Source organism: Sphingomonas rosea (genome assembly GCF_039538065.1).
GTDB classification, from domain to species: domain Bacteria; phylum Pseudomonadota; class Alphaproteobacteria; order Sphingomonadales; family Sphingomonadaceae; genus Sphingomicrobium; species Sphingomicrobium rosea.
This window is the reverse complement of record NZ_BAABBR010000001.1, coordinates 935,710-953,288: the sequence shown is the minus strand read 5'-3', so window position 1 is coordinate 953,288 and position 17,579 is coordinate 935,710. Positions and strand designations below refer to the sequence as shown.

At 66.8% G+C, this 17,579-nt stretch carries 22 protein-coding genes and 1 riboswitch; of the genes, 10 read left to right on the top strand and 12 right to left on the bottom strand.

Annotated features, from left to right (window positions below; genetic code table 11):
• Positions 1–117: 117 nt before the first annotated feature.
• The gene (locus ABD693_RS04700) at positions 118–396 is read right to left on the bottom strand and encodes a putative periplasmic lipoprotein (RefSeq protein ID WP_344695865.1); all 279 of its coding nucleotides are present in this window, start codon (positions 394–396) and stop codon (positions 118–120) included.
• 108 nt (positions 397–504) lie between these two features.
• Positions 505–612: riboswitch (TPP riboswitch) on the top strand.
• 27 nt (positions 613–639) lie between these two features.
• Here ABD693_RS04700 and thiC point away from each other — a divergent pair.
• The 5 genes from thiC (at position 640) to ABD693_RS04675 (ending at position 5,236) form a co-directional block, all read left to right on the top strand.
• Positions 640–2,517 carry a phosphomethylpyrimidine synthase ThiC gene (gene thiC, locus ABD693_RS04695; RefSeq protein WP_344695864.1) on the top strand — a complete coding sequence of 626 codons (1,878 nt, stop codon included), beginning with the start codon at positions 640–642 and terminating at the stop codon, positions 2,515–2,517.
• Positions 2,518–2,720: 203 nt separating this feature from the next.
• Positions 2,721–3,254, top strand: a complete 534-nt coding sequence (locus ABD693_RS04690) for a hypothetical protein (protein ID WP_344695863.1) — start codon at positions 2,721–2,723, stop codon at positions 3,252–3,254.
• A gap of 146 nt (positions 3,255–3,400) precedes the next feature.
• On the top strand, positions 3,401–3,913 hold the full coding sequence (locus ABD693_RS04685; RefSeq protein ID WP_344695862.1) for a hypothetical protein: 513 nt from the start codon (positions 3,401–3,403) through the stop codon (positions 3,911–3,913).
• A 458-nt stretch (positions 3,914–4,371) separates the two neighbouring features.
• Positions 4,372–4,710 carry a hypothetical protein gene (locus ABD693_RS04680; protein ID WP_344695861.1) on the top strand — a complete coding sequence of 113 codons (339 nt, stop codon included), beginning with the start codon at positions 4,372–4,374 and terminating at the stop codon, positions 4,708–4,710.
• Positions 4,711–4,828: 118 nt separating this feature from the next.
• Positions 4,829–5,236, top strand: a complete 408-nt coding sequence (locus tag ABD693_RS04675; RefSeq protein ID WP_344695860.1) for a hypothetical protein — start codon at positions 4,829–4,831, stop codon at positions 5,234–5,236.
• A 44-nt stretch (positions 5,237–5,280) separates the two neighbouring features.
• Here the strand turns inward: ABD693_RS04675 and ABD693_RS04670 are convergent, their stop codons facing one another.
• The 3 genes from ABD693_RS04670 to ABD693_RS04660 form a co-directional block, all read right to left on the bottom strand.
• Positions 5,281–5,565 carry a DUF427 domain-containing protein gene (locus tag ABD693_RS04670; protein ID WP_344695859.1) on the bottom strand — a complete coding sequence of 95 codons (285 nt, stop codon included), beginning with the start codon at positions 5,563–5,565 and terminating at the stop codon, positions 5,281–5,283.
• A gap of 415 nt (positions 5,566–5,980) precedes the next feature.
• Complete coding sequence (locus ABD693_RS04665; RefSeq protein ID WP_344695858.1) at positions 5,981–6,334, bottom strand: PilZ domain-containing protein; 354 nt, start codon at positions 6,332–6,334, stop codon at positions 5,981–5,983.
• Between the two features lie 133 nt (positions 6,335–6,467).
• Positions 6,468–6,860: a hypothetical protein gene (locus ABD693_RS04660; RefSeq protein WP_344695857.1), complete on the bottom strand. Its 393-nt coding sequence runs from the start codon at positions 6,858–6,860 to the stop codon at positions 6,468–6,470.
• A 227-nt stretch (positions 6,861–7,087) separates the two neighbouring features.
• Here ABD693_RS04660 and ABD693_RS04655 point away from each other — a divergent pair, with 227 nt between their 5' ends.
• On the top strand, positions 7,088–7,978 hold the full coding sequence (locus ABD693_RS04655) for a hypothetical protein (RefSeq protein WP_344695856.1): 891 nt from the start codon (positions 7,088–7,090) through the stop codon (positions 7,976–7,978).
• A 3-nt stretch (positions 7,979–7,981) separates the two neighbouring features.
• On the opposite strand, the gene ABD693_RS04650 is transcribed toward ABD693_RS04655, so the two are convergent.
• The 4 genes from ABD693_RS04650 to ABD693_RS04635 form a co-directional block, all read right to left on the bottom strand.
• Positions 7,982–8,509 carry a peroxiredoxin gene (locus tag ABD693_RS04650; RefSeq protein ID WP_344695855.1) on the bottom strand — a complete coding sequence of 176 codons (528 nt, stop codon included), beginning with the start codon at positions 8,507–8,509 and terminating at the stop codon, positions 7,982–7,984.
• A 38-nt stretch (positions 8,510–8,547) separates the two neighbouring features.
• The gene (locus ABD693_RS04645) at positions 8,548–9,171 is read right to left on the bottom strand and encodes a 1-acyl-sn-glycerol-3-phosphate acyltransferase (protein WP_344695854.1); all 624 of its coding nucleotides are present in this window, start codon (positions 9,169–9,171) and stop codon (positions 8,548–8,550) included.
• 99 nt (positions 9,172–9,270) lie between these two features.
• On the bottom strand, positions 9,271–9,570 hold the full coding sequence (locus ABD693_RS04640) for a hypothetical protein (RefSeq protein WP_344695853.1): 300 nt from the start codon (positions 9,568–9,570) through the stop codon (positions 9,271–9,273).
• A gap of 131 nt (positions 9,571–9,701) precedes the next feature.
• Positions 9,702–10,190: a DUF1810 domain-containing protein gene (locus tag ABD693_RS04635; protein WP_344695852.1), complete on the bottom strand. Its 489-nt coding sequence runs from the start codon at positions 10,188–10,190 to the stop codon at positions 9,702–9,704.
• 219 nt (positions 10,191–10,409) lie between these two features.
• Here ABD693_RS04635 and ABD693_RS04630 point away from each other — a divergent pair, with 219 nt between their 5' ends.
• Complete coding sequence (locus tag ABD693_RS04630) at positions 10,410–11,063, top strand: SDR family oxidoreductase (protein WP_344695851.1); 654 nt, start codon at positions 10,410–10,412, stop codon at positions 11,061–11,063.
• Positions 11,064–11,088: 25 nt separating this feature from the next.
• Here the strand turns inward: ABD693_RS04630 and ABD693_RS04625 are convergent, their stop codons facing one another.
• Positions 11,089–11,286 (bottom strand): hypothetical protein, encoded by a 198-nt coding sequence (locus tag ABD693_RS04625; RefSeq protein ID WP_344695850.1) that lies wholly within the window; start codon positions 11,284–11,286, stop codon positions 11,089–11,091.
• Positions 11,287–11,518: 232 nt separating this feature from the next.
• On the opposite strand from ABD693_RS04625, the gene rpmI reads away from it, so the two are divergent.
• From rpmI to ABD693_RS04610, 3 genes are all read left to right on the top strand, one after another.
• On the top strand, positions 11,519–11,722 hold the full coding sequence (rpmI, locus tag ABD693_RS04620; protein WP_344695849.1) for a 50S ribosomal protein L35: 204 nt from the start codon (positions 11,519–11,521) through the stop codon (positions 11,720–11,722).
• A gap of 13 nt (positions 11,723–11,735) precedes the next feature.
• Positions 11,736–12,125 (top strand): 50S ribosomal protein L20, encoded by a 390-nt coding sequence (gene rplT / locus ABD693_RS04615; RefSeq protein WP_344695847.1) that lies wholly within the window; start codon positions 11,736–11,738, stop codon positions 12,123–12,125.
• 87 nt (positions 12,126–12,212) lie between these two features.
• On the top strand, positions 12,213–12,875 hold the full coding sequence (locus ABD693_RS04610) for a hypothetical protein (protein WP_344695846.1): 663 nt from the start codon (positions 12,213–12,215) through the stop codon (positions 12,873–12,875).
• Between the two features lie 13 nt (positions 12,876–12,888).
• On the opposite strand, the gene ABD693_RS04605 is transcribed toward ABD693_RS04610, so the two are convergent.
• The 3 genes from ABD693_RS04605 to ABD693_RS04595 form a co-directional block, all read right to left on the bottom strand.
• Positions 12,889–13,794, bottom strand: a complete 906-nt coding sequence (locus ABD693_RS04605) for a DUF5996 family protein (protein WP_344695845.1) — start codon at positions 13,792–13,794, stop codon at positions 12,889–12,891.
• A complete protein-coding gene (locus ABD693_RS04600; RefSeq protein WP_344695844.1) occupies positions 13,791–15,863 on the bottom strand; it encodes a malate synthase G in 2,073 nt (690 codons plus the stop codon). Before ABD693_RS04600 ends, ABD693_RS04605 begins: the two co-directional genes overlap by 4 nt.
• A gap of 96 nt (positions 15,864–15,959) precedes the next feature.
• The gene (locus ABD693_RS04595; RefSeq protein ID WP_344695843.1) at positions 15,960–17,555 is read right to left on the bottom strand and encodes an isocitrate lyase; all 1,596 of its coding nucleotides are present in this window, start codon (positions 17,553–17,555) and stop codon (positions 15,960–15,962) included.
• Between the last annotated feature and the right edge of the window lie 24 nt (positions 17,556–17,579).

Genomic DNA, 17,579 nt, shown 5'->3' with positions numbered 1-17,579 from the left:
GATAAGGTTGGTTGCAGCGCCGTAAGGATGACCGCCGACGATGGCGCCGAGGCCACGAAAAAGCGCCCGCCCCCTTGCGAGGCGAGCGCTCTTCGAAACCATTGTTCCCGCGCGGCCTTACATGCCGTTGGCGAGGTTCGTGTCGCGGTCGTTGGTGTTCATGTCGTTCGCCATCATGTTGGCCTCGGTCGAGCCGTTGGTCATCGCGTTGCCGTCGGCACCGCCCATCATGTTCGCGTCCATCATGTTCGCATCCATCGGTGTCGCCATGTTGGCGTCCATGCCGGTGTTGTCGATCGTCATGAGGTTGGCGTCGGCATTGTCGACGGCATCCTTGTTCGAGCCGCAGGCCGCGAGCGACAGCGCCGCACCGGCGACCAGGATCAGAGCACGCATGTTGATTCTCCCTTTGTTGTCCGCCCCAAACGCGGCACGCCGCCGATCGGGTCCCGCTCGCGAACGGCCAGAAACTTGCTGCGCGGCGGCGCGATTGCGCCTAAGACGCCTCCATCCCCGGGGAGCCTGCATGGGCTGAGAGGGAGGCTTTGCATCCTCCGACCCGTCGAACCTGATCCGGCTCACACCGGCGTAGGGAGGGCCGGCCGCTACGTCGACCCTCCGCATGGAGAGGAATGACGCATGGCCGACATCAACGCCCGCACCGAACTCAAGGTCACCACCGGCCCGATCCGCGGCTCGAAGAAGATCCACGTCGAGGGCCGTGACGGCCTGCGCGTCGCGATGCGCGCCGTCGAGCTCGAGCCGACCAGCCTCGAGCCCCCCGTCACGCTCTACGACACCAGCGGCCCCTACACCGACGACGCGCACCGCGTGGACATCATGGCCGGCCTCCCCGAGCTCCGGTCGACCTGGATCCGCGCCCGCGGAGACGTCGAGGAAGTCCTGCAGCGCGAGGTCCGTCCCGAGGACAATGGCCAGCTCGGCCCCGACCGCTCGGGCGGCGTCCCGCCCTTCCCCAACGTCCGCAAGAAGGTGCTGCGCGCCAGGGCGGGCCACAACGTCACCCAGATGCACTATGCCCGCAAGGGCATCATCACCCCCGAGATGGAATATGTCGCGATCCGCGAGAATCTCGGCCGCCGCCAGGCCAAGGAAGCGCTGAAGCGCGACGGCGAATCGTTCGGCGCCGCCATTCCCGACTATGTCACCCCGGAGTTCGTCCGCGACGAGGTGGCGCGGGGCCGCGCGATCATCCCCAACAACATCAACCACCCCGAAACCGAGCCGATGGCGATCGGCCGCAACTTCCTGGTCAAGATCAACGCCAACATCGGCAACTCGGCCGTCGCCTCCGACGTCGCGAGCGAAGTCGACAAGATGGTCTGGGCGATCCGCTGGGGCGCCGACACGGTCATGGACCTCTCGACCGGCCGCAACATCCACGACACGCGCGAGTGGATCCTGCGCAACTCGCCCGTGCCGATCGGCACCGTCCCCATCTACCAGGCGCTCGAAAAGGTCGGCGGCATCGCCGAGGACCTCAATTGGGAGATCTTCCGCGACACGCTGATCGAGCAGGCCGAGCAGGGCGTCGACTATTTCACCATCCACGCCGGCGTCCGCCTGCCCTACGTGCCCCTGACCGCCAAGCGCGTCACCGGGATCGTCAGCCGCGGCGGCTCGATCATGGCCAAGTGGTGCCTCGCCCATCACCGCGAAAGCTTCCTCTACGAGCGCTTCGACGAGATCTGCGAGATCATGAAGGCCTATGACGTCGCCTTTTCCCTCGGCGATGGCCTGCGCCCCGGCTCGATCGCCGACGCCAATGACGAAGCCCAGTTCGCCGAATTGTACACGCTGGGCGAACTCACCAAGAAGGCGTGGGAGCACGACTGCCAGGTGATGATCGAGGGCCCCGGCCACGTGCCGATGCACAAGATCAAGGAGAATATGGACAAGCAGCTGGAAAGCTGCGGCGAGGCGCCCTTCTATACGCTCGGGCCGCTCACCACCGACATCGCGCCCGGCTACGACCATATCACCAGCGGCATCGGCGCCGCGATGATCGGCTGGTTCGGGACCGCGATGCTCTGCTACGTCACGCCCAAGGAGCATCTCGGCCTCCCCGACCGCGACGACGTCAAGACCGGCGTGGTCACCTACAAGCTCGCCGCCCACGCCGCCGACCTCGCCAAGGGCCACCCCGCCGCCAAGGTCCGCGACGATGCGCTGAGCCGCGCCCGCTTCGAGTTCCGCTGGCGCGACCAGTTCCACCTGAGCCTCGATCCCGACACGGCCGAGCGCTACCACGACCAGACGCTCCCGGCCGAAGGCGCCAAGACCGCGCACTTCTGCTCGATGTGCGGGCCGAAATTCTGCTCGATGAAGATCACGCAGGAAGTCCGCGACTTCGCCGCCAAGCAGGAGGCCGGCCTCCTCAACAGCGCCCCGGTCGAGGGGGAGGCCGCCGAAGCCGGCATGGCCGAGATGAGCCGCGTCTATAACGAGACCGGGCGCGAGCTCTACATCGGCGCCGGCGACCGCGAGCACGACTGACAAGCTTCCCTCCCCGCCGCGAAAGTCGCGGGGAGGGCACTCGTTCGTCCTGAGCGAAGTCGAAGGACGGGACACGCCCACCCCGCTGGTCCCAAGCGAAGTCGAGGGACGTTCGGTCGCCGGCCCGACCCGGCCCTCGAGCCGCGCTGGACTCCGCCCCCACCGCGCCTAGGCTCGCTCCCACCTTGTCCGGGAGACGCCGAATGATCCTCCTCCTCGCCGCCGCCGCCGCCCTCGCGCAAGCCGCGCCCCTTACCGTCGCCGAGGCCCGCGCCAGCATGGTCGGCCGCTGGGAGGGCAAGCTCGAATATCGCGACTATCAGGCGGACGCCTGGTTCGGCCTGCCGATGAAGGTCGACATCCGCGACGCGGGCGACGGCGTGACGCAGATCCGCACCGCCGACTTCGACGACGGCCCCAGGACCGGCATCGTCCGCATCACCGGCGTTGCGATGCTGGCGAAGGACGGGGTCACCGAGACCGGCGCGAGCTTCCGCAAGGGCAAGGACGTCAGCCTCGACACCGCCCGCCTCGCCCTCAAGCCCGGTCCCGCCTCGGCCACGAACTGGACCCTGGTCGCCGAGCAGACCGCCACCGACGACAACCGCCCCGCCCGCCTCCGCGAAACCACGACGCGCACCGGCGACACGATGGTCACGCTCAAGGAAGTCGACTTTATCGACGATCAGGGAGAGGCGTGGCTGGTGCGCAACCGGACGACGTTGAAGCGGATGTGATAGCTCATGAACCGAGCCAAACCGTTCCGCTAACCCGCCCAATCCGACTCGAAAGAATCCTGTTAACTCACTAACTTAGTCTTCTTTTTTCTGTTCGGACTCCGATGGCCTTGCGCACTCATGCAAGTCGGACTACATACTTCGCTATGGCGCAACTTCGGTCATATCTGGACGACCTTGAAAAGGAGCTCGTCAGAGCGATCGAACAGCTTCGCATGAAGCTTGCGCCATTGGAGCGCGAGCTCTTTGAAGTCCGTGTCGCGCGTCGCGCCGTAACAAAGCAGAGCAGCGAACCGCTCCAAGAACGGCTCTTCGCGACCGATTCCGAAGCGCCGCTCAGGAGTGCCGAAGCTGGCGAGGTCTGGCGGCAATACAAGGAGCTTGAGGCGCAACGTGCATCCTCGCCCTATGCCCACCTCACCATCAAAGCATTGGTACTTAAGGCGCTAGAGGAGCAATTTTCTTCCGGCGCGACGGCACAGCAACTCCTTGATCTCTTCGGGAATGCTTGGGGCCGACCAGAAATTGTTCGTACAAGTCTGAGCCCGCAACTCTCGCGGTTACGCGCCGAGCACAAAATCGACCGGAATGGCTCGATTTGGTTTCGTCGGTTTCGCGAGGACACAAATTCCACTGATGAGGCGGTGGCTGATCCATGATCAACCACCGCCCCTATCTCCAGCAGAGCACGTATGCCCCTAGGAAGGTTCGTGCCCTGCCTCTCCCGAAGGAAGGAGGTGCGCCATGTGGTACATGGCCCGGGCCATAACGTAAGCTACGGCTCGTGAGGCCTTGAACGATCTCGGCCTCGCGCAGCCGTAGGTATCTTTCGATAGACGTTTAGTCAAAAGATGGAGCTTACAGTGGCGAAGCGATCAGCTTGGCATTCGGTGAAGGCCTACGTTCACCACAACGATACGAACTGCAACACCGGAAACAACATCGAACGTGAGAACCTTCGGGCAGGTACGGGCGGGAAGCCGCTCTGCCTCGAATGCCGTCGATTGTAGTTCGAGTTTCGCGCTGGACCCGCAACAGCGGGTCCGGCGCCCTCCGCGGCAATTTCGTAAACAATTCCCCCTTCACTAGTAGGATTTCGCATGATCTACGCTGGTGGATGAGCGACTCCTCTTCCGCCACGCCGCCGCCCGCAAAGCTCCACAAGCGCTGGACGCCGCAGCGGCAGTTCCTCTTTCTCGCGACCCTCGACCGGACGCGCTGCGCAACGATGGCGGCGAAGGCGGCCGGCCTCTCGCGCGAAAGCGCCTATCGCTGTCGCAAGCGCGATCCGGGCGGGTTGTTCGCCCTGATGTGGGACGAGATCATGGCGCGCAAGGCGATCAACGGGGTCACAGTACGGGACCTTCGCCGTGACCCGCTCGACCCCTGGTTCGCCCTCCGCATGACCCGCGCGGGCGGGTCACTGGCGCACCTGCGGACCCTTGGACCTTCGTGACCCTTCGCCGCCCGCCCTCGGACGCCGCAAACCTGACCCTCGCCCAACGAGGCGTTCAGGCGAGGGACCGTTCGACGGGCGCAGGGTGCCCGGCATCCGCAACGAAGGAGACATGGTCATGAACAAGCGTCTGATCCTCGGCCTCGCCGGCGCCGCCGCCGCGCTCACCGCCGTCACCCCGGCCGCCGCCCAGCAGTGGCGCTGGAACGAGGGCAATTGGCGGACCATCGGCACTACAAGGGTCGACGGCCGCGACCGCGACGTGGTCCAGCTCCCCGGGTTCACCCGCCAGCGCGAGATCCGCGTCTGCGCGCTGAACGCCCCGCTGCGCCTGCGCGCCTTCGACATCCGCTTCGCCAATGGCGGGCGCCAGGACGTGAATACGCGCTCGGTGCTCGAGGCCGGGACCTGCACCCGGGCGGTTGACCTGCGCGGCAACCGCCGCGACGTCGCGAGCGTCAGCCTGCGCTACGAGCCGGTCGCCTACCGCGCCAACCGTCCGCTGGTCCGGATCCAGGTCCGCTAGAGCGTCGTGATGTCATGGGTCCCCGCCGGTTCGCCGGCGGGGGCTCAGGCCCGGACCTCGACGCCCTTCCAGAAGGCGACGCGCCCCGCGATCTCCTTCGCGGCGGGCTTGGGGTCGGGATAATACCAGACGGCGTCGCGGTTCTCGGCGCCGTTGGCATGGATCGAATGATAATGCGCCGTGCCCTTCCACGGGCATAAGCTCGTGGTGGCGCTGTCCTTGAGGACGCCCGGGGTCACCGAGTCGGCCGGGAAGTAGGCATTGCCCTCGACCGTGACGATGTCGTCGCTCTTGGCAATCAGCGTGTCGTTCCACCAGGCTTCGGCCATGTTCAATCCTCGCGCTTCGGGGTGCCCTTGGTGGACGGGTTGGCGGCGATTGTCTTTTCCTTCTTCGCCTTGGGCTTGCGTGCTTCCTTGTTCGATTTCACCTGGCCCTTGGCCATCGCCTGTTCCCTTTTCTGCGTCGCTTCGGATGGGCCGTCGGCCCCGGGCGTCAGACTTCCGGCACCGCTTCCGGCTTCTTCACGAACTGCTTCTTGAGGTCGGCCTTGATCCGCGCGCCCGAAAGGTGCGCGTCGACGTTGGAGAAGCCTTCGCGCCGGAGCTTCAGGCGGACCTCGTCGAGGTTTCCGGTTTCCGCGGCCAGTTCATAGGCGCGGACGATGATGTCGGTGGTGCGGATGGGACTTCTCGCAGGATCGTTGCACGTACGACATGAACGGTCCGGCGGCGTAGTCGTTCCCTAGCCTTGCGCGCGCATCCGTTTGACGAGCGCGGCCGAGCGGTCGGCGAGCGCCGCGACCTCGCGCGGGCTCATCTCGCGGGTGAAGCTGACGCCGACATAGGGCCCGTCCTGCCAGCGCACCGTCGCCTCGCTCGGGGCACCGCCGCAATCGAGGACGACCTTTGACCCCGCGACCGGCGGCAAGGCGCCGTGGAGCTTGGCGCCGCCGCCCGACAGGTCGACGATCTGCACCTTGTGCCGCTCTCCCCCGATGCCGAGGAACGCCGGCAGCGCCACCGCGACCCGCGGATGAACCCGGCGGTCGGCGAAGGGGTCGGCCGCGACGGCAGAGGCGGGGGCGGCTGGGGTCATGCCTCGCTTCTAGCCGCAACCTGCTGCCAAAAGGTGAAGCGAAGCACCGCCTTCGGTGATTTTCGCTTTGTGGCGGCGAAAGAAAGGGCGCCCCCACCGGGAGGACGCCCTCGCAAACCGTTGCCGGCGGAGCTTACTGCTGGGTGACGCCGGCGCCCGTACCGAAGGCGCTGTTGCCGGTGGTGTTGGTCGTGGTGGTCGAGCCGTTGCTTAAGCCCGTCCCCGTGCCGGCGCCCATGCTGGTGTTGCCGGTCATCGTTCCGTTGCTCATGGCGCCATTGCCCATCGCTCCGTTGCTCATCGAACCGCTGCTGCCCATCGAGCCATTCATGTCCGCGGTGCCGCCGTTCATGGTGCCGCCCATGCTGCCGTTCATGTCGGCGCCCATCATGTTGGCGTCCATGGTGTTCATGTCGCTGGTCATCATGTTCGCATCGGCCATGTTGTTGGCCTCGTTGCCGTTGCTGCCACAGGCTGCAAGGGCGGTGACGCCGGCGGCGACGAGCAGTGTCTTGGTGAAACGCATCGGTTGAACCCCTTTTTGGATCGTTTGTGTCGGCCAACAGCGTCCGGGACCGGGCGAGGGTTCAATTAAATTCGCGGGCACAACGACTTGGGCGGGACTTTGCCGAAGCGGAGCGACGCTTGGTCGAGCAAAGGGGGGCGCGTTCATCCGGGCGCTGCTAGGAGCGTCGCAACCCGTCGGTCCCGGCGGGAATGAAGGGGTGAGCCGTGCGTCTGGGGTCGAGGTCGTTGCTGTTATTTGCCGGGCTGTCGCTGGCCGCTCCGGCGCTCGCCCAATCGGCTCCCGCGCCTGCTCCCGCGGCCACCGACCCCGGCGCCATCGTGGTGCGCGGCAAGCGCGAGCGCGAGGCGCAGATCCGGACCTTCATCGACCAGCTCGCGCCCGGCCGGTTCAACAAGCGGCTGGTGCGCTTTTCGGCGGACGTCTGCCCCGGCGCGCTCGGCTTCGAGGCGGCGCAGGGCAAGGCGATCGCCGCGCGGCTGCGCGACGTCGGGCGCGCGGTCGGGGTGCCGCTCGCCAAGCCGGGGTGCAAGCCCAACCTCTGGGTCGTGCTCACCGACGACCGCGACGCCTTGGCCGAGAAGATCCGCGGCGCCTGGGAGAATGGCCTCGGCAAGCGGCCCGAGCGCGGCGCCAAGACCGATTTTGCGACCGTTCTCCATCAGGAGGGCGAAGTCGACGCCAATGGCCAGCAGCTCGGTGCCAAGAAGGACATCGGCGACGGGGACGGCGGCTATTACCAGTCGGAAATCTACACGTCCGATCGCATCCGGCCGCAGGCGAGCCGGACCTTCACCGCCTCGGCGATGCTGGTCGAACCCAAGGCGGTGACCGGCCTCACCGCGCTGCAACTGGCCGACTATGCGGCGATGCGGCTGTTCGCGCGGGCCGATCCGGCGCGGCTCGGCCCCGATTCGCCGGGCTCGATCCTGTCGGCGCTGGCGGCGCCGATGGGAAGCGAGGTCCCCCAGTCAGTGACCGAGTGGGACGTCGCCTTCCTCAAGGCGCTCTACCGAAGCGACATCCGCAGCTACGCCGGCCGGCAGAAGCAGGAGATGCAGGGGATCGTCCGCAAGGAGATCACCGGGCAGGACCAGGCGCCGAAGCCTCGGCGCTGACCCTTAGCGCTTGGCCTTGAGCGCCTGAACGGCGGCCAGGGTCTGCGCGACATGGTCCTTCCAGCTGAGGTCGGAGTGGACGAACACGACCTTTCCGCTCTGATCGATGACATAGCTGGTGCGATTGCTCATCGGCACGATCGGCAGCTTGACGTCGTAGGCCTTGATGATCGCCGAGGAGGCGGTGGCGACGGGGAACTGGCCGCGGCACGCCTCGACGCTGAACTTCTTGAGCTTGTCGAGCCCGTCGGCACTGAGCCCGACCACGCGCGCACCCGCCGCGCGGAACTGGGGCATGGCATCGCTGAACGCCTTGGCCTCGAGCGTGCAGCCCTCGGTGAAGGCCTTGGGATAGAAATAGAGGACCAGCGGGCCGCTCTTGAGCTGCTCGGCGAGGTGCAGCCGGAACTCGCGTCCGTTAAGCGCACCTTGGGTGGTGAAGTCCGGGGCCTTCGAACCGACCGGCAGCGCCGCGGTAGCGGGCGCGCAGGAGGTGAGGACGAGAAGGGCGGCGAGCAGGCGGCGGCGCATGGGACTGGCTCCTGGCAGAGGATGATCTGAAGGCGAGGCTAGGCCCCTCTTTGCCGCCCGTCCATGCCGGTACCATCCGGGAAAAGGACCTTGTCGGGAAAGCGGGGTTTCAAGGTCCGGAAAAATGCCCACGCAGGCTGAAGATCGCGCTCCATGTCGCCCGTGGGGACGATCGGCTCGCTGAAGATCGCGACCTTGCGGGTGTAGTCGGGACCGGCACAGACGATCGGCACGCCGGCGGCAAGCGCGATCCGGTAGAAGCCCATGCGCCACTGGGTCGTGGGATCGCGCGTGCCCTCGGGCGCAATGACGAGGAGCATGTGATCGCTCTTGCCGAATTCGGCCGCGGCCTGCGCCACGAGGTCGTTCTTGACGGTGCGGTCGACCGGGATGCCGCCCACCGCGCGCATGAACCGGGCCATTGGCGGCCAGCGGAACAGGCTTGCCTTGCCGATGTAGCGACCCTCGACGCGGAGTTTCTCCATCGCGCCGAGGAAGATCAGGAAGTCGTAGTTGCTGGTGTGCGGCGCGCCCATGATCACGGCCTTGGGCGGAAGCGGCAGGGCACCTTCGACATCCCACCGGCCGCGCTCGAACCAGCCGAGCAGGGCGCGCTTCACCAAGGTGGCAGGGCGAGAGAGCGGAAGGGCGGTATTCGTCACGCCCACCTTACAGCCGCGCGGGGCGGGGCTGGCAAGGGTGCGGAGCGCAGGCGCAAAAAAGGGCCGCCCGCCGGCTGGCGAACGACCCTCTTCTGAGACTTACTTGGTCGCGCTGTTGCCGCTGACCGTGTCGTCGGCGCTGTTGCCGTCGATGTCGGCGCTGGTGCGGGTCGCGTCAGCCTTCTCTTCGCCCTGCTCGCGGACCTTGTCGGCCTGGTTCTCGAGGGCGTCCTCGCGAGCCTCGGTGGTCGCGTTATCGGCGGCTTCCTCGAGGTTGTCCGCGGTCATCTCGGCATTGGCCTCGATGTTGTCGGCCTTCTGCTCCTGCGGGGTGTTGTTGTTGCAGGCGGCCAGCGCCGCGATGCCGGCGGCGACCATGGTCAGCTTGAAACGGTTCATGAGGTGCGTTCCCTGTATCGTGTAATGGCGAACGGGCGCCGGGTCCTGGACCTCGGCGCCCGGGATGCGTGCTCATCCGAAGGTCACAAAAGAACGACTCACCTTTTCGTTCCCGCAACGACCAACATTTGTCAGCCCTCGAGAAGCTGCAGGGTCCGGCGGTCGCGTTCGCCGTGGAAGAAGGCGTCGAGCGCCCGACCGAACAGGGCGCCGCCGCCGGCGACGTCGAACAGGGTCAGGCAGGAATGGAGCTTGATTCCGTCGACCACGCCGAGGATTTCGCCCGCCTTCCGCTCTTCGGCATGGGTGAGCAAGGCCTCCACGCATTCGCGCAGGCGGGCGCCGAGGACCGGATGCGCGAGATAGGCGCGGGCTTCGTCGAGGTCTTCGAGGCCATAGCGATCGGCCATGATGCTGAAGCCGAGCCCGCGCAATTGGGGCAGGACGAACCACATCCAGTGCGTGCGCTTCTGGCCGGCCCGAAGCTCGGCCAGCGCCAGCTCATAGACCCCGCCCTGCGCCGCGACGAAGCGGGCGAGACTCAGTCGATGAGGGCTGGAAGGATCCAGATGACCGACATGGCCACCACGATCAGCAGGAGCGATATTCCCAAAATCCACCGTACCACCCCCTCCTGGCGTGCTCCGGTCACCTGCTCCGCGCTGTAGTGACGCTCTTCCGCACTCATGTCGGTTCTCCCTCGTGATAAAACGAAGACAGTTCCCAGTGTATAGCAAACCAACCACCGAGGCGAGCGGGCCCGAACCCCCGCCCTAAGGACAGGCTTGGCCGCTCGTGCGTTGGGGCGGATGTCCCACACAGGAAGGAACCAAGAAGCCATGCCCACTCTCCTCGTCACTGGCGCGAACCGCGGCCTCGGGCTCGAATTCGTCCGGCAGTATCGGGCCGCGGGCTGGGACGTGATCGCGACCGTGCGCACCGAGGCACCCGAGGAACTGACCGCGCTCGGCGCCGAGGTCCGACAACTCGACATGGGCGATGCCGCGGCAGTGAGCCGCTTCGCGGCCGGCCGGCCGCTCGACCTCCTCATCGCCAATGCCGGGACCTATGGCCCGCGCGATGCCGACGACGCGGCGAGTGCCAGGGAATGGCTCGACACCTTCGCGGTCAACACCGTCGCGCCCTATCTGCTCGCCAAGGCGGTGCTGGCGGAGGTGCGCGCGGCGGGCGGCAAGCTCGTGGTGGTGAGCACGCGGATGGGCTCGCTGGCCGACAACGACAGCGGCGGCTTCCTTGCCTATCGGAGCAGCAAGACCGCGCTCAACATGGCGTGGAAGACGCTGGCGCTGGCCAATCCCGACCTGGCGGTCGCCATGCTCCATCCGGGCTGGGTGCAGACCCGGATGGGCGGGGCGAGCGCGCCGGTCACGCCCGACGACAGCATCGCGGGCATGCGCAAGGTGATCGAGGGACTGCGCCCCACCGCCGGCGGCGCTTTCCTCGACTATCAGGGAAAGACGGTCCCCTGGTGACCCGGAAGGTGCTGCGGGTGCGTCGCTAGCCTCGGTGCTTTGCGCGGTGGTGGGCGACGGCGCAGCCGACCGCCGCACCGGCGAGCGCATGACCCTTGCCGACCATGTGGCCGCCGACCGCGCCGACGGCGGCGCCCTTGAGGCAGCCCTTGGCTTCGGCGGTCCCGGGAAGGGCCAAGGCGGCGAGCGCCAGCGCGGCCGCGGCTAATGTGCGATTGGTCATAGGTGAACTCCTTTGTCGGACAGAGGAGAAAACGGTTTCCGAGGAGCTTCGCCCAACATGACGGGAATTTCACCTGCCGGTCGGGCAAGGCCCGCGACCCTTGCCAATCTCCCCCTCGCCCGCTAGGGGGCCCGTCTTTCCAGATCGTTGGAAAAACCACCCGGCCGGCCAGTGAGGGCTGCCGTGTCAGGTGAGAAACGTCGCTCCTTCGGGGGCTACACAGGAGACGAAAATGCCCAAGCTCAAGACGAAGAGCGGCGTCAAGAAGCGCTTCAAGCTCACCGCCACTGGCAAGGTGAAGCACGGAGTCGCCGGCAAGCGCCACCGGCTGATCAGCCACAACGCCAAGTACATCCGCCAGAACCGCGGCACCGATGTTCTCGCCGACGCCGATACGGCGCGCGTGAAGCTCTGGGCCCCCTACGGTCTCAAGTAAGGAGTTCTGACAGATGGCACGCGTCAAGAGGGGTGTAACCACCCGCGCCAAGCACAAGCGCATCCTTGAACAGGCGAAGGGCTATTATGGCCGTCGCAAGAACACGATCCGCATCGCCCGCCAGGCGGTCGAAAAGGCCGGGCAGTACGCCTACCGCGACCGCAAGGTGAAGAAGCGGAGCTTCCGCGCTCTCTGGATCCAGCGCATCAACGCCGCGGTCCGCGCCGAGAACCTGACCTACGGTCAGTTCATGCACGCGCTCAAGCTCAGCGGCATCGACCTCGACCGCAAGGTCCTCGCCGACATGGCGATGCACGAGGGTGCGGCTTTCTCCGCGCTCATCGCGCAGGCGAAGAAGGCGCTTCCGAACGACGGCGACCGCTCGGCGCAGGCCGCAGCCTAAGCTTTTCGCTTCGGTGACGAACAAGGGCGCTCCGGGAAACCGGGGCGCCCTTTTCATTTCGGCCGCCCTTTGGTGCTAGACGGGCCCATGGTTCTGTTTGCGCGTTTCCGGGCTCGTCCGCCGGTGATCGAGGATCAAGACGTCGAGGCGGCCCTCGCCACCACGCGCCTCTCCCTCTTCCTCGTCGCGGGCGGCCATCGCGGACTGTCGGACGCACATTCGATCTTCGAATGGGGATTCGCGACGGACTGGACGGCGCCGCTGGCGAGGCCGGTCGAGCAGCCGGCGGATCTGATGGCGAAGGGCTCGATCAGCGCGGCCTCGCTCCGGCTGCGCTACGCCTCCACCGTCCTGCCCGCCGCTAGGGCCACGCTGTCCGAGGCCCCCATTTACGACGCCTATCTCCGCAGCTCTCTCCAGTGGACGGGCATCGAACTCGCCCTCACGCTTCATGAGCGCGTCCGCACGATCCTCGATGATCTCAATCGCCGCAATGAGCCACCGTCCCTCGATCATCCACTGCTCCTGATCCGACTCCCGACGGAGCCGTTCGACTTTCCGCAGCCACGCGGCAATGCCGACCCGTGGAGCGGCCGACCGGAGGACCTCGCCCCGCTGCTCAGCTTTGCCCGCTTCGACTGCAACGACATCGCGCTGGCGGTGGTGGGACTAAGCGAGGGTAATGGCCCGAGCCTCGCCGAGCGCTACGGGCGCAAGGTGCAGGCGGTCATCCGGGTGTGCGCGGGCTGACGAGCCGGGGCGGTCAGGGGGCGACCGGGTCGCGCTCCAGGCTCGACCGGTCCCAGCCTGCAAGGTCCGCGACGGCGCCATAGGTCGATTGGAGAAATCCGAGGAGAAGGCCCTCGGGGTCGTCCGCCTGGCGCACCTCGTCGTAGCGGAGCACAAATTCGCCGAGCGACGGGTCGAAGCGGCCGGCCGTCACCGGCTCGTCGGCGAAGCCCGCCGGCGAGGGATAAGCGTAGCTGTAGAAGATGGGGTCGGCCCCCGCGACCCCGCCGGGCCAGAAGCCAGCACTCGACACCTCGTGGCTATAGGCTTCGCGGGTCACCCGGTCGGGCAGGCCGGGAATGCCCCCGGGATGTGCCGGCGCCGGGCGGCCCGAGAAGCGGGTCACGGCGAGATCGAAGCTGCCCCACCAGAAATGGACCGGGCTGACCTTGCCCGCGAAGCCCGCGCGGAAGCGTTCGAACACCGGGACGATGAGGGCGAGCGCATCGCGCAGGCGTTCGGCGCTCTCCGGGCGATAGTCGACCGGGCGCTCGTCTGCCGCGAAGGGCAGCGCATCCTCGACCTCGTTCGGGCGGCCGTGGAAGTTGCTCGGCAGCCGGTGGCGGTCGAGCAGCGCGACAAATTCGCGGTGGAGGCTTGCGATCGACGGCTGGGCGAGCGGGATCGCATCGGTCACCCCTTCGCTGGTGGTGAGGTGGAGGCGGTGGTCGCACAGATCGATCGACAGCGAGAAACGACGCTTACCCGCCGCGATCGGAGCCGTGGCGAGGCCGTTGGCGCTTGGCTGCAGCGCGGCGTGCCAACCGTGGTTGACCCAGTCGGCATGCGCGATCCGGAGCTTGCCGAGCATCTGGCTGGCGAGATGAAGGTGCCGCCAGGTGCCGGCGTCGCGCGTCGGATCGAGCGCTGGCCAACTCACGCGGCGGCCTTCACCCGCTGGCGGAAGCGGTGGAGGAGCGGCTCGGTATAGCCGTTGGGCTGTTCGAGACCCTCGAAGACGAGGGCGCGGGCGGCCTGGAAGGCGATGCTTCCCTCGGGATCTGGCGCCATCGGCCGATAAAGGGGGTCGCCCGCATTCTGCGCGTCGACCTTCGCAGCCATGCGCCGAAGCGCGGCCTCGACCTCGGCGGGCCTGCAGACGCCGTGGAGCAGCCAGTTGGCGATGTGCTGCGAACTGATGCGAAGCGTCGCGCGGTCCTCCATCATGCCAATGTCGTGGATGTCGGGGACCTTGGAGCAGCCGACGCCCTGGTCGACCCAGCGCACGACATAGCCAAGGATGCCCTGGCAATTGTTGTCGAGCTCCTGGCGCACCTCTTCTTCCGACCAGTTCGTGCCGGGCGACAGCGGCACGGTCAGGAGATCGGAGAGGGGCGGGATTGCGCCATCGGCGAGTTCCGCCTGGCGGGCGAAGACGTCGAGCTGGTGGTAGTGCATCGCGTGCAGCGTAGCGGCGGTCGGGCTCGGCACCCAGGCGGTGTTGGCGCCCGATTGGGGGTGGCCGATCTTCTGCGCGATCATGTCGGCCATCCGGTCGGGCGCGGCCCACATGCCCTTGCCGATCTGTGCCTTTCCGCCCAGCCCGCAGGCGAGCCCGATGGCGACGTTGCGCGCTTCATAGGCCTTGATCCAGGCGCTCTCCTTCATGCCCGCCTTGCGAACCATCGGGCCGGCCTGCATCGCGGTGTGGATTTCGTCGCCGGTACGGTCGAGGAATCCGGTATTGATGAAGAAGATCCGGTCGCGGACCGCATGGATGGTCGCGGCGAGATTGGCCGAGGTCCGGCGCTCCTCGTCCATCACCCCGACCTTGAGCGTGTTGCGGGCCATGCCGAGCAAATCCTCGACCGCATCGAACAGGTCGTTGGTGAAGGCCGCTTCCTCGGGACCGTGCATCTTGGGTTTGACGATATAGACCGACCCCGCCCGGCTGTTTCGGAAGCGGCCGAGCCCGCGCAGGTCGTAGAGCGCGATCAGGCTGGTCAGGATGGCGTCGAGGATGCCTTCGGGCGCTTCGCTCCCGCGCAACTGGACCGCGGGGTTGGTCATGAGGTGGCCGACGTTGCGGACGAGGAGCAGGCTGCGGCCGGGCAAGGTGAAGGCGCTGCCGTCGGGCGCGGTCCAAGCGCGATCGGCGTCGAGGGTGCGGGTCCGGGTCTTGCCGCCCTTGTCGAAGCTGGCGGCAAGGTCGCCGCGCATCAGGCCGAGCCAGTTGCGATAGGCCGCGACCTTGTCCTCGGCATCGACCGCCGCGACGCTGTCCTCAAGGTCGCAGATCGTGCTGAGCGCGCTTTCGAGAATGACGTCGGCAAGGCCGAGTGGGTCGTCGCGGCCGATCGGATGATCGGGATCGATGCCGAGTTCGATGTGAAGCCCGTGATGGCGGAAGAGGAGCCCGCCTTCGCGCCGGCCGACAAGGTGCTCGGACGTGCCGCCCTGGACTGCCGCTTCCCAGCCGGGGATGGCCTCGTCGAGAAAGCGTCGGGCGTGGGCAACGACTTCGGCCCCGCGTTCGCGGTCGTAGGGACCGGTGGGCGGCAAGGTCCCCATCGCATCCGTGCCGTAAAGCGCGTCGTAAAGGCTTCCCCAGCGGGCATTGGCGGCGTTGAGGAGGAAGCGCGCGTTGAGGATCGGGACCACGAGCTGCGGCCCGGCAAGGTTGGCAATTTCGGGATCGATGTTCGTCGAGCCGATGGCGAAGGGGGCGGGCTCGTCGACGAGGTAGCCGATGTCACGAAGAAAGCGCTCGGTCGCATCGGCATCGGGCGCCTGGCCCCGCCGCTCGCTATAAAAACCGTCGATCTCGGCCTGCAGACGGTCCCTTTTCTGAAGAAGCTCGGCGTTGCGCGGGGCGAAGCGCTCGAAGATGGCCTCGGCGCCGTGCCAGAATTCGTGGCCGTCGATGCCGAGGCCCGGAAGCACCTCGTTGTCGACGAAGGCGCGAAGGACGGGATCGACGAGAATCGCGGAACGGGTCGAAGCTTCCATGAACGCTGGCACTTTCTCAGATGTCGGAGTGAGCAACGGCGAAGGCGGCCCGGACGCTAGCCCGGACCGCCTCCGCTTGTGAACCAGGCGGTGGGGTCAGGCCGCGAACTGGTTCATCGTATTGTTGGCGCCGCCCGCCTTGAGCGCCGCCTCGCCGGCGAAATATTCCTTGTGGTCGTCACCGATGTCGGAGCCCGACATGTTCTGGTGCTTCACGCAGGCGATCTGCTGGCGGATCTCCTCGCGCTGCACGTTCTTGACGTAGCCGAGCATGCCCGCGTCACCGAAATATTCGCGGGCGAGATTGTCGGTCGACAGCGCGGCCGTGTGATAGGTCGGCAGCGTGATCAGGTGATGGAAGATGCCCGCGCGTGCGGCGGCGTCGCGCTGGAAGGTGCGGATCCGCTCGTCGGCCTCGCGGCCAAGTTCGGTGTCGTCATAGTCGACACTCATCAGCTTCGCGCGATCGTAAGTGGACAGGTCGCGGCCCTCCGCACCCCAGGCATCGTACACCTGCTGGCGGAAGTTGAGCGTCCAGTTGAACGACGGGCTGTTGTTGTAGGCGAGCTTGGCGTCCGGAACGACTTCGCGGATCCGGTCGACCATGCCCGCGATCTGCGCGATGTGCGGCTTCTCGGTCTCGATCCAGATGAGGTCCGCGCCGTTCTGGAGCGAGCTGATGCAGTCGAGGACGCAGCGGTCCTCCCCCGTGCCGGGACGGAACTGGTAGAGGCCCGAAGGCAGGCGCTTGGGCCGCATGAGCTTGCCGTCGCGATTGATCAGGACGTCGCCATTGGCCTGGCTGATGTCGTCCAGCTCCTCGCAATCGAGGAAGGCGTTATACTGGTCGCCGAGATCGCCCGGCTCCTTGCTGACGGCGAACTGCTTGGTGAGGCCCGCGCCGAGGCTGTCGGTGCGCGCGACGATGATGCCATCGTCGACGCCGAGCTCGAGGAAGGCATAGCGGACCGCGCGGAGCTTCGCGAGGAAGTCCTCGTGCGGAACGGTGACCTTGCCATCCTGGTGGCCGCACTGCTTCTCGTCCGAAACCTGGTTCTCGATCTGGATCGCGCAGGCCCCTGCCTCGATCATCTTCTTGGCGAGGAGATAGGTCGCCTCGGCATTGCCGAAGCCCGCGTCGATGTCGGCGATGATCGGAACCACGTGGGTCTCGTGATTGTCGATCGCCTTGAGGAGGCGCTGCTCCTCGAGCTCGTTGCCGGCCGACCGGGCCTTGTCGAGCTCGCGGAACAGGCCGCCGAGCTCGCGCGCGTCGGCCTGACGGAGGAAGGTATAGATCTCCTCGATCAGCGCGGGGACGCTCGTCTTCTCGTGCATCGACTGGTCGGGCAGCGGGCCGAATTCGCTGCGCAGCGCGGCGATCATCCAGCCCGAGAGGTAGAGGTAGCGGCCCTTGGTCGTGCCGAAATGCTTCTTGATCGCAATCATCTTCTGCTGCGCGATGAAGCCGTGCCAGCAGCCGAGCGACTGGGTGTAGGCCGCGGGATCCGCATCATAGGCCGCCATGTCGCGGCGCATGATCCCGGCCGTGTAGCGGGCGATGTCGATTCCGCACCGGAAGCGGTTCTGCAAACGCATCCGCGCCACTGCCTCGGCATCGATCCCGCTCCAGGTAGCGCCATTGCCGCCGATCAGTTGCGCGGCACTCGAAATCGCAGATTGATACGTCAAACCCTTACCCCTTGAACTCGTCGG

Coding starts and splice junctions, on each gene's coding strand:
- ABD693_RS04630 (WP_344695851.1), top strand. CDS start 10,410: ATGCCCACTCTCCTCGTCACTGGCGCGAACCGCGGCCTCGGGCTCGAA.
- ABD693_RS04610 (WP_344695846.1), top strand. CDS start 12,213: ATGGTTCTGTTTGCGCGTTTCCGGGCTCGTCCGCCGGTGATCGAGGAT.
- rpmI (WP_344695849.1), top strand. CDS start 11,519: ATGCCCAAGCTCAAGACGAAGAGCGGCGTCAAGAAGCGCTTCAAGCTC.
- ABD693_RS04665 (WP_344695858.1), bottom strand. CDS start 6,334: ATGACCCCAGCCGCCCCCGCCTCTGCCGTCGCGGCCGACCCCTTCGCC.
- ABD693_RS04660 (WP_344695857.1), bottom strand. CDS start 6,860: ATGCGTTTCACCAAGACACTGCTCGTCGCCGCCGGCGTCACCGCCCTT.
- ABD693_RS04670 (WP_344695859.1), bottom strand. CDS start 5,565: ATGGCCGAAGCCTGGTGGAACGACACGCTGATTGCCAAGAGCGACGAC.
- ABD693_RS04675 (WP_344695860.1), top strand. CDS start 4,829: ATGAACAAGCGTCTGATCCTCGGCCTCGCCGGCGCCGCCGCCGCGCTC.
- ABD693_RS04680 (WP_344695861.1), top strand. CDS start 4,372: ATGAGCGACTCCTCTTCCGCCACGCCGCCGCCCGCAAAGCTCCACAAG.
- ABD693_RS04685 (WP_344695862.1), top strand. CDS start 3,401: ATGGCGCAACTTCGGTCATATCTGGACGACCTTGAAAAGGAGCTCGTC.
- ABD693_RS04625 (WP_344695850.1), bottom strand. CDS start 11,286: ATGACCAATCGCACATTAGCCGCGGCCGCGCTGGCGCTCGCCGCCTTG.
- ABD693_RS04650 (WP_344695855.1), bottom strand. CDS start 8,509: ATGCGCCGCCGCCTGCTCGCCGCCCTTCTCGTCCTCACCTCCTGCGCG.
- thiC (WP_344695864.1), top strand. CDS start 640: ATGGCCGACATCAACGCCCGCACCGAACTCAAGGTCACCACCGGCCCG.
- rplT (WP_344695847.1), top strand. CDS start 11,736: ATGGCACGCGTCAAGAGGGGTGTAACCACCCGCGCCAAGCACAAGCGC.
- ABD693_RS04640 (WP_344695853.1), bottom strand. CDS start 9,570: ATGAACCGTTTCAAGCTGACCATGGTCGCCGCCGGCATCGCGGCGCTG.
- ABD693_RS04700 (WP_344695865.1), bottom strand. CDS start 396: ATGCGTGCTCTGATCCTGGTCGCCGGTGCGGCGCTGTCGCTCGCGGCC.
- ABD693_RS04690 (WP_344695863.1), top strand. CDS start 2,721: ATGATCCTCCTCCTCGCCGCCGCCGCCGCCCTCGCGCAAGCCGCGCCC.
- ABD693_RS04600 (WP_344695844.1), bottom strand. CDS start 15,863: ATGGAAGCTTCGACCCGTTCCGCGATTCTCGTCGATCCCGTCCTTCGC.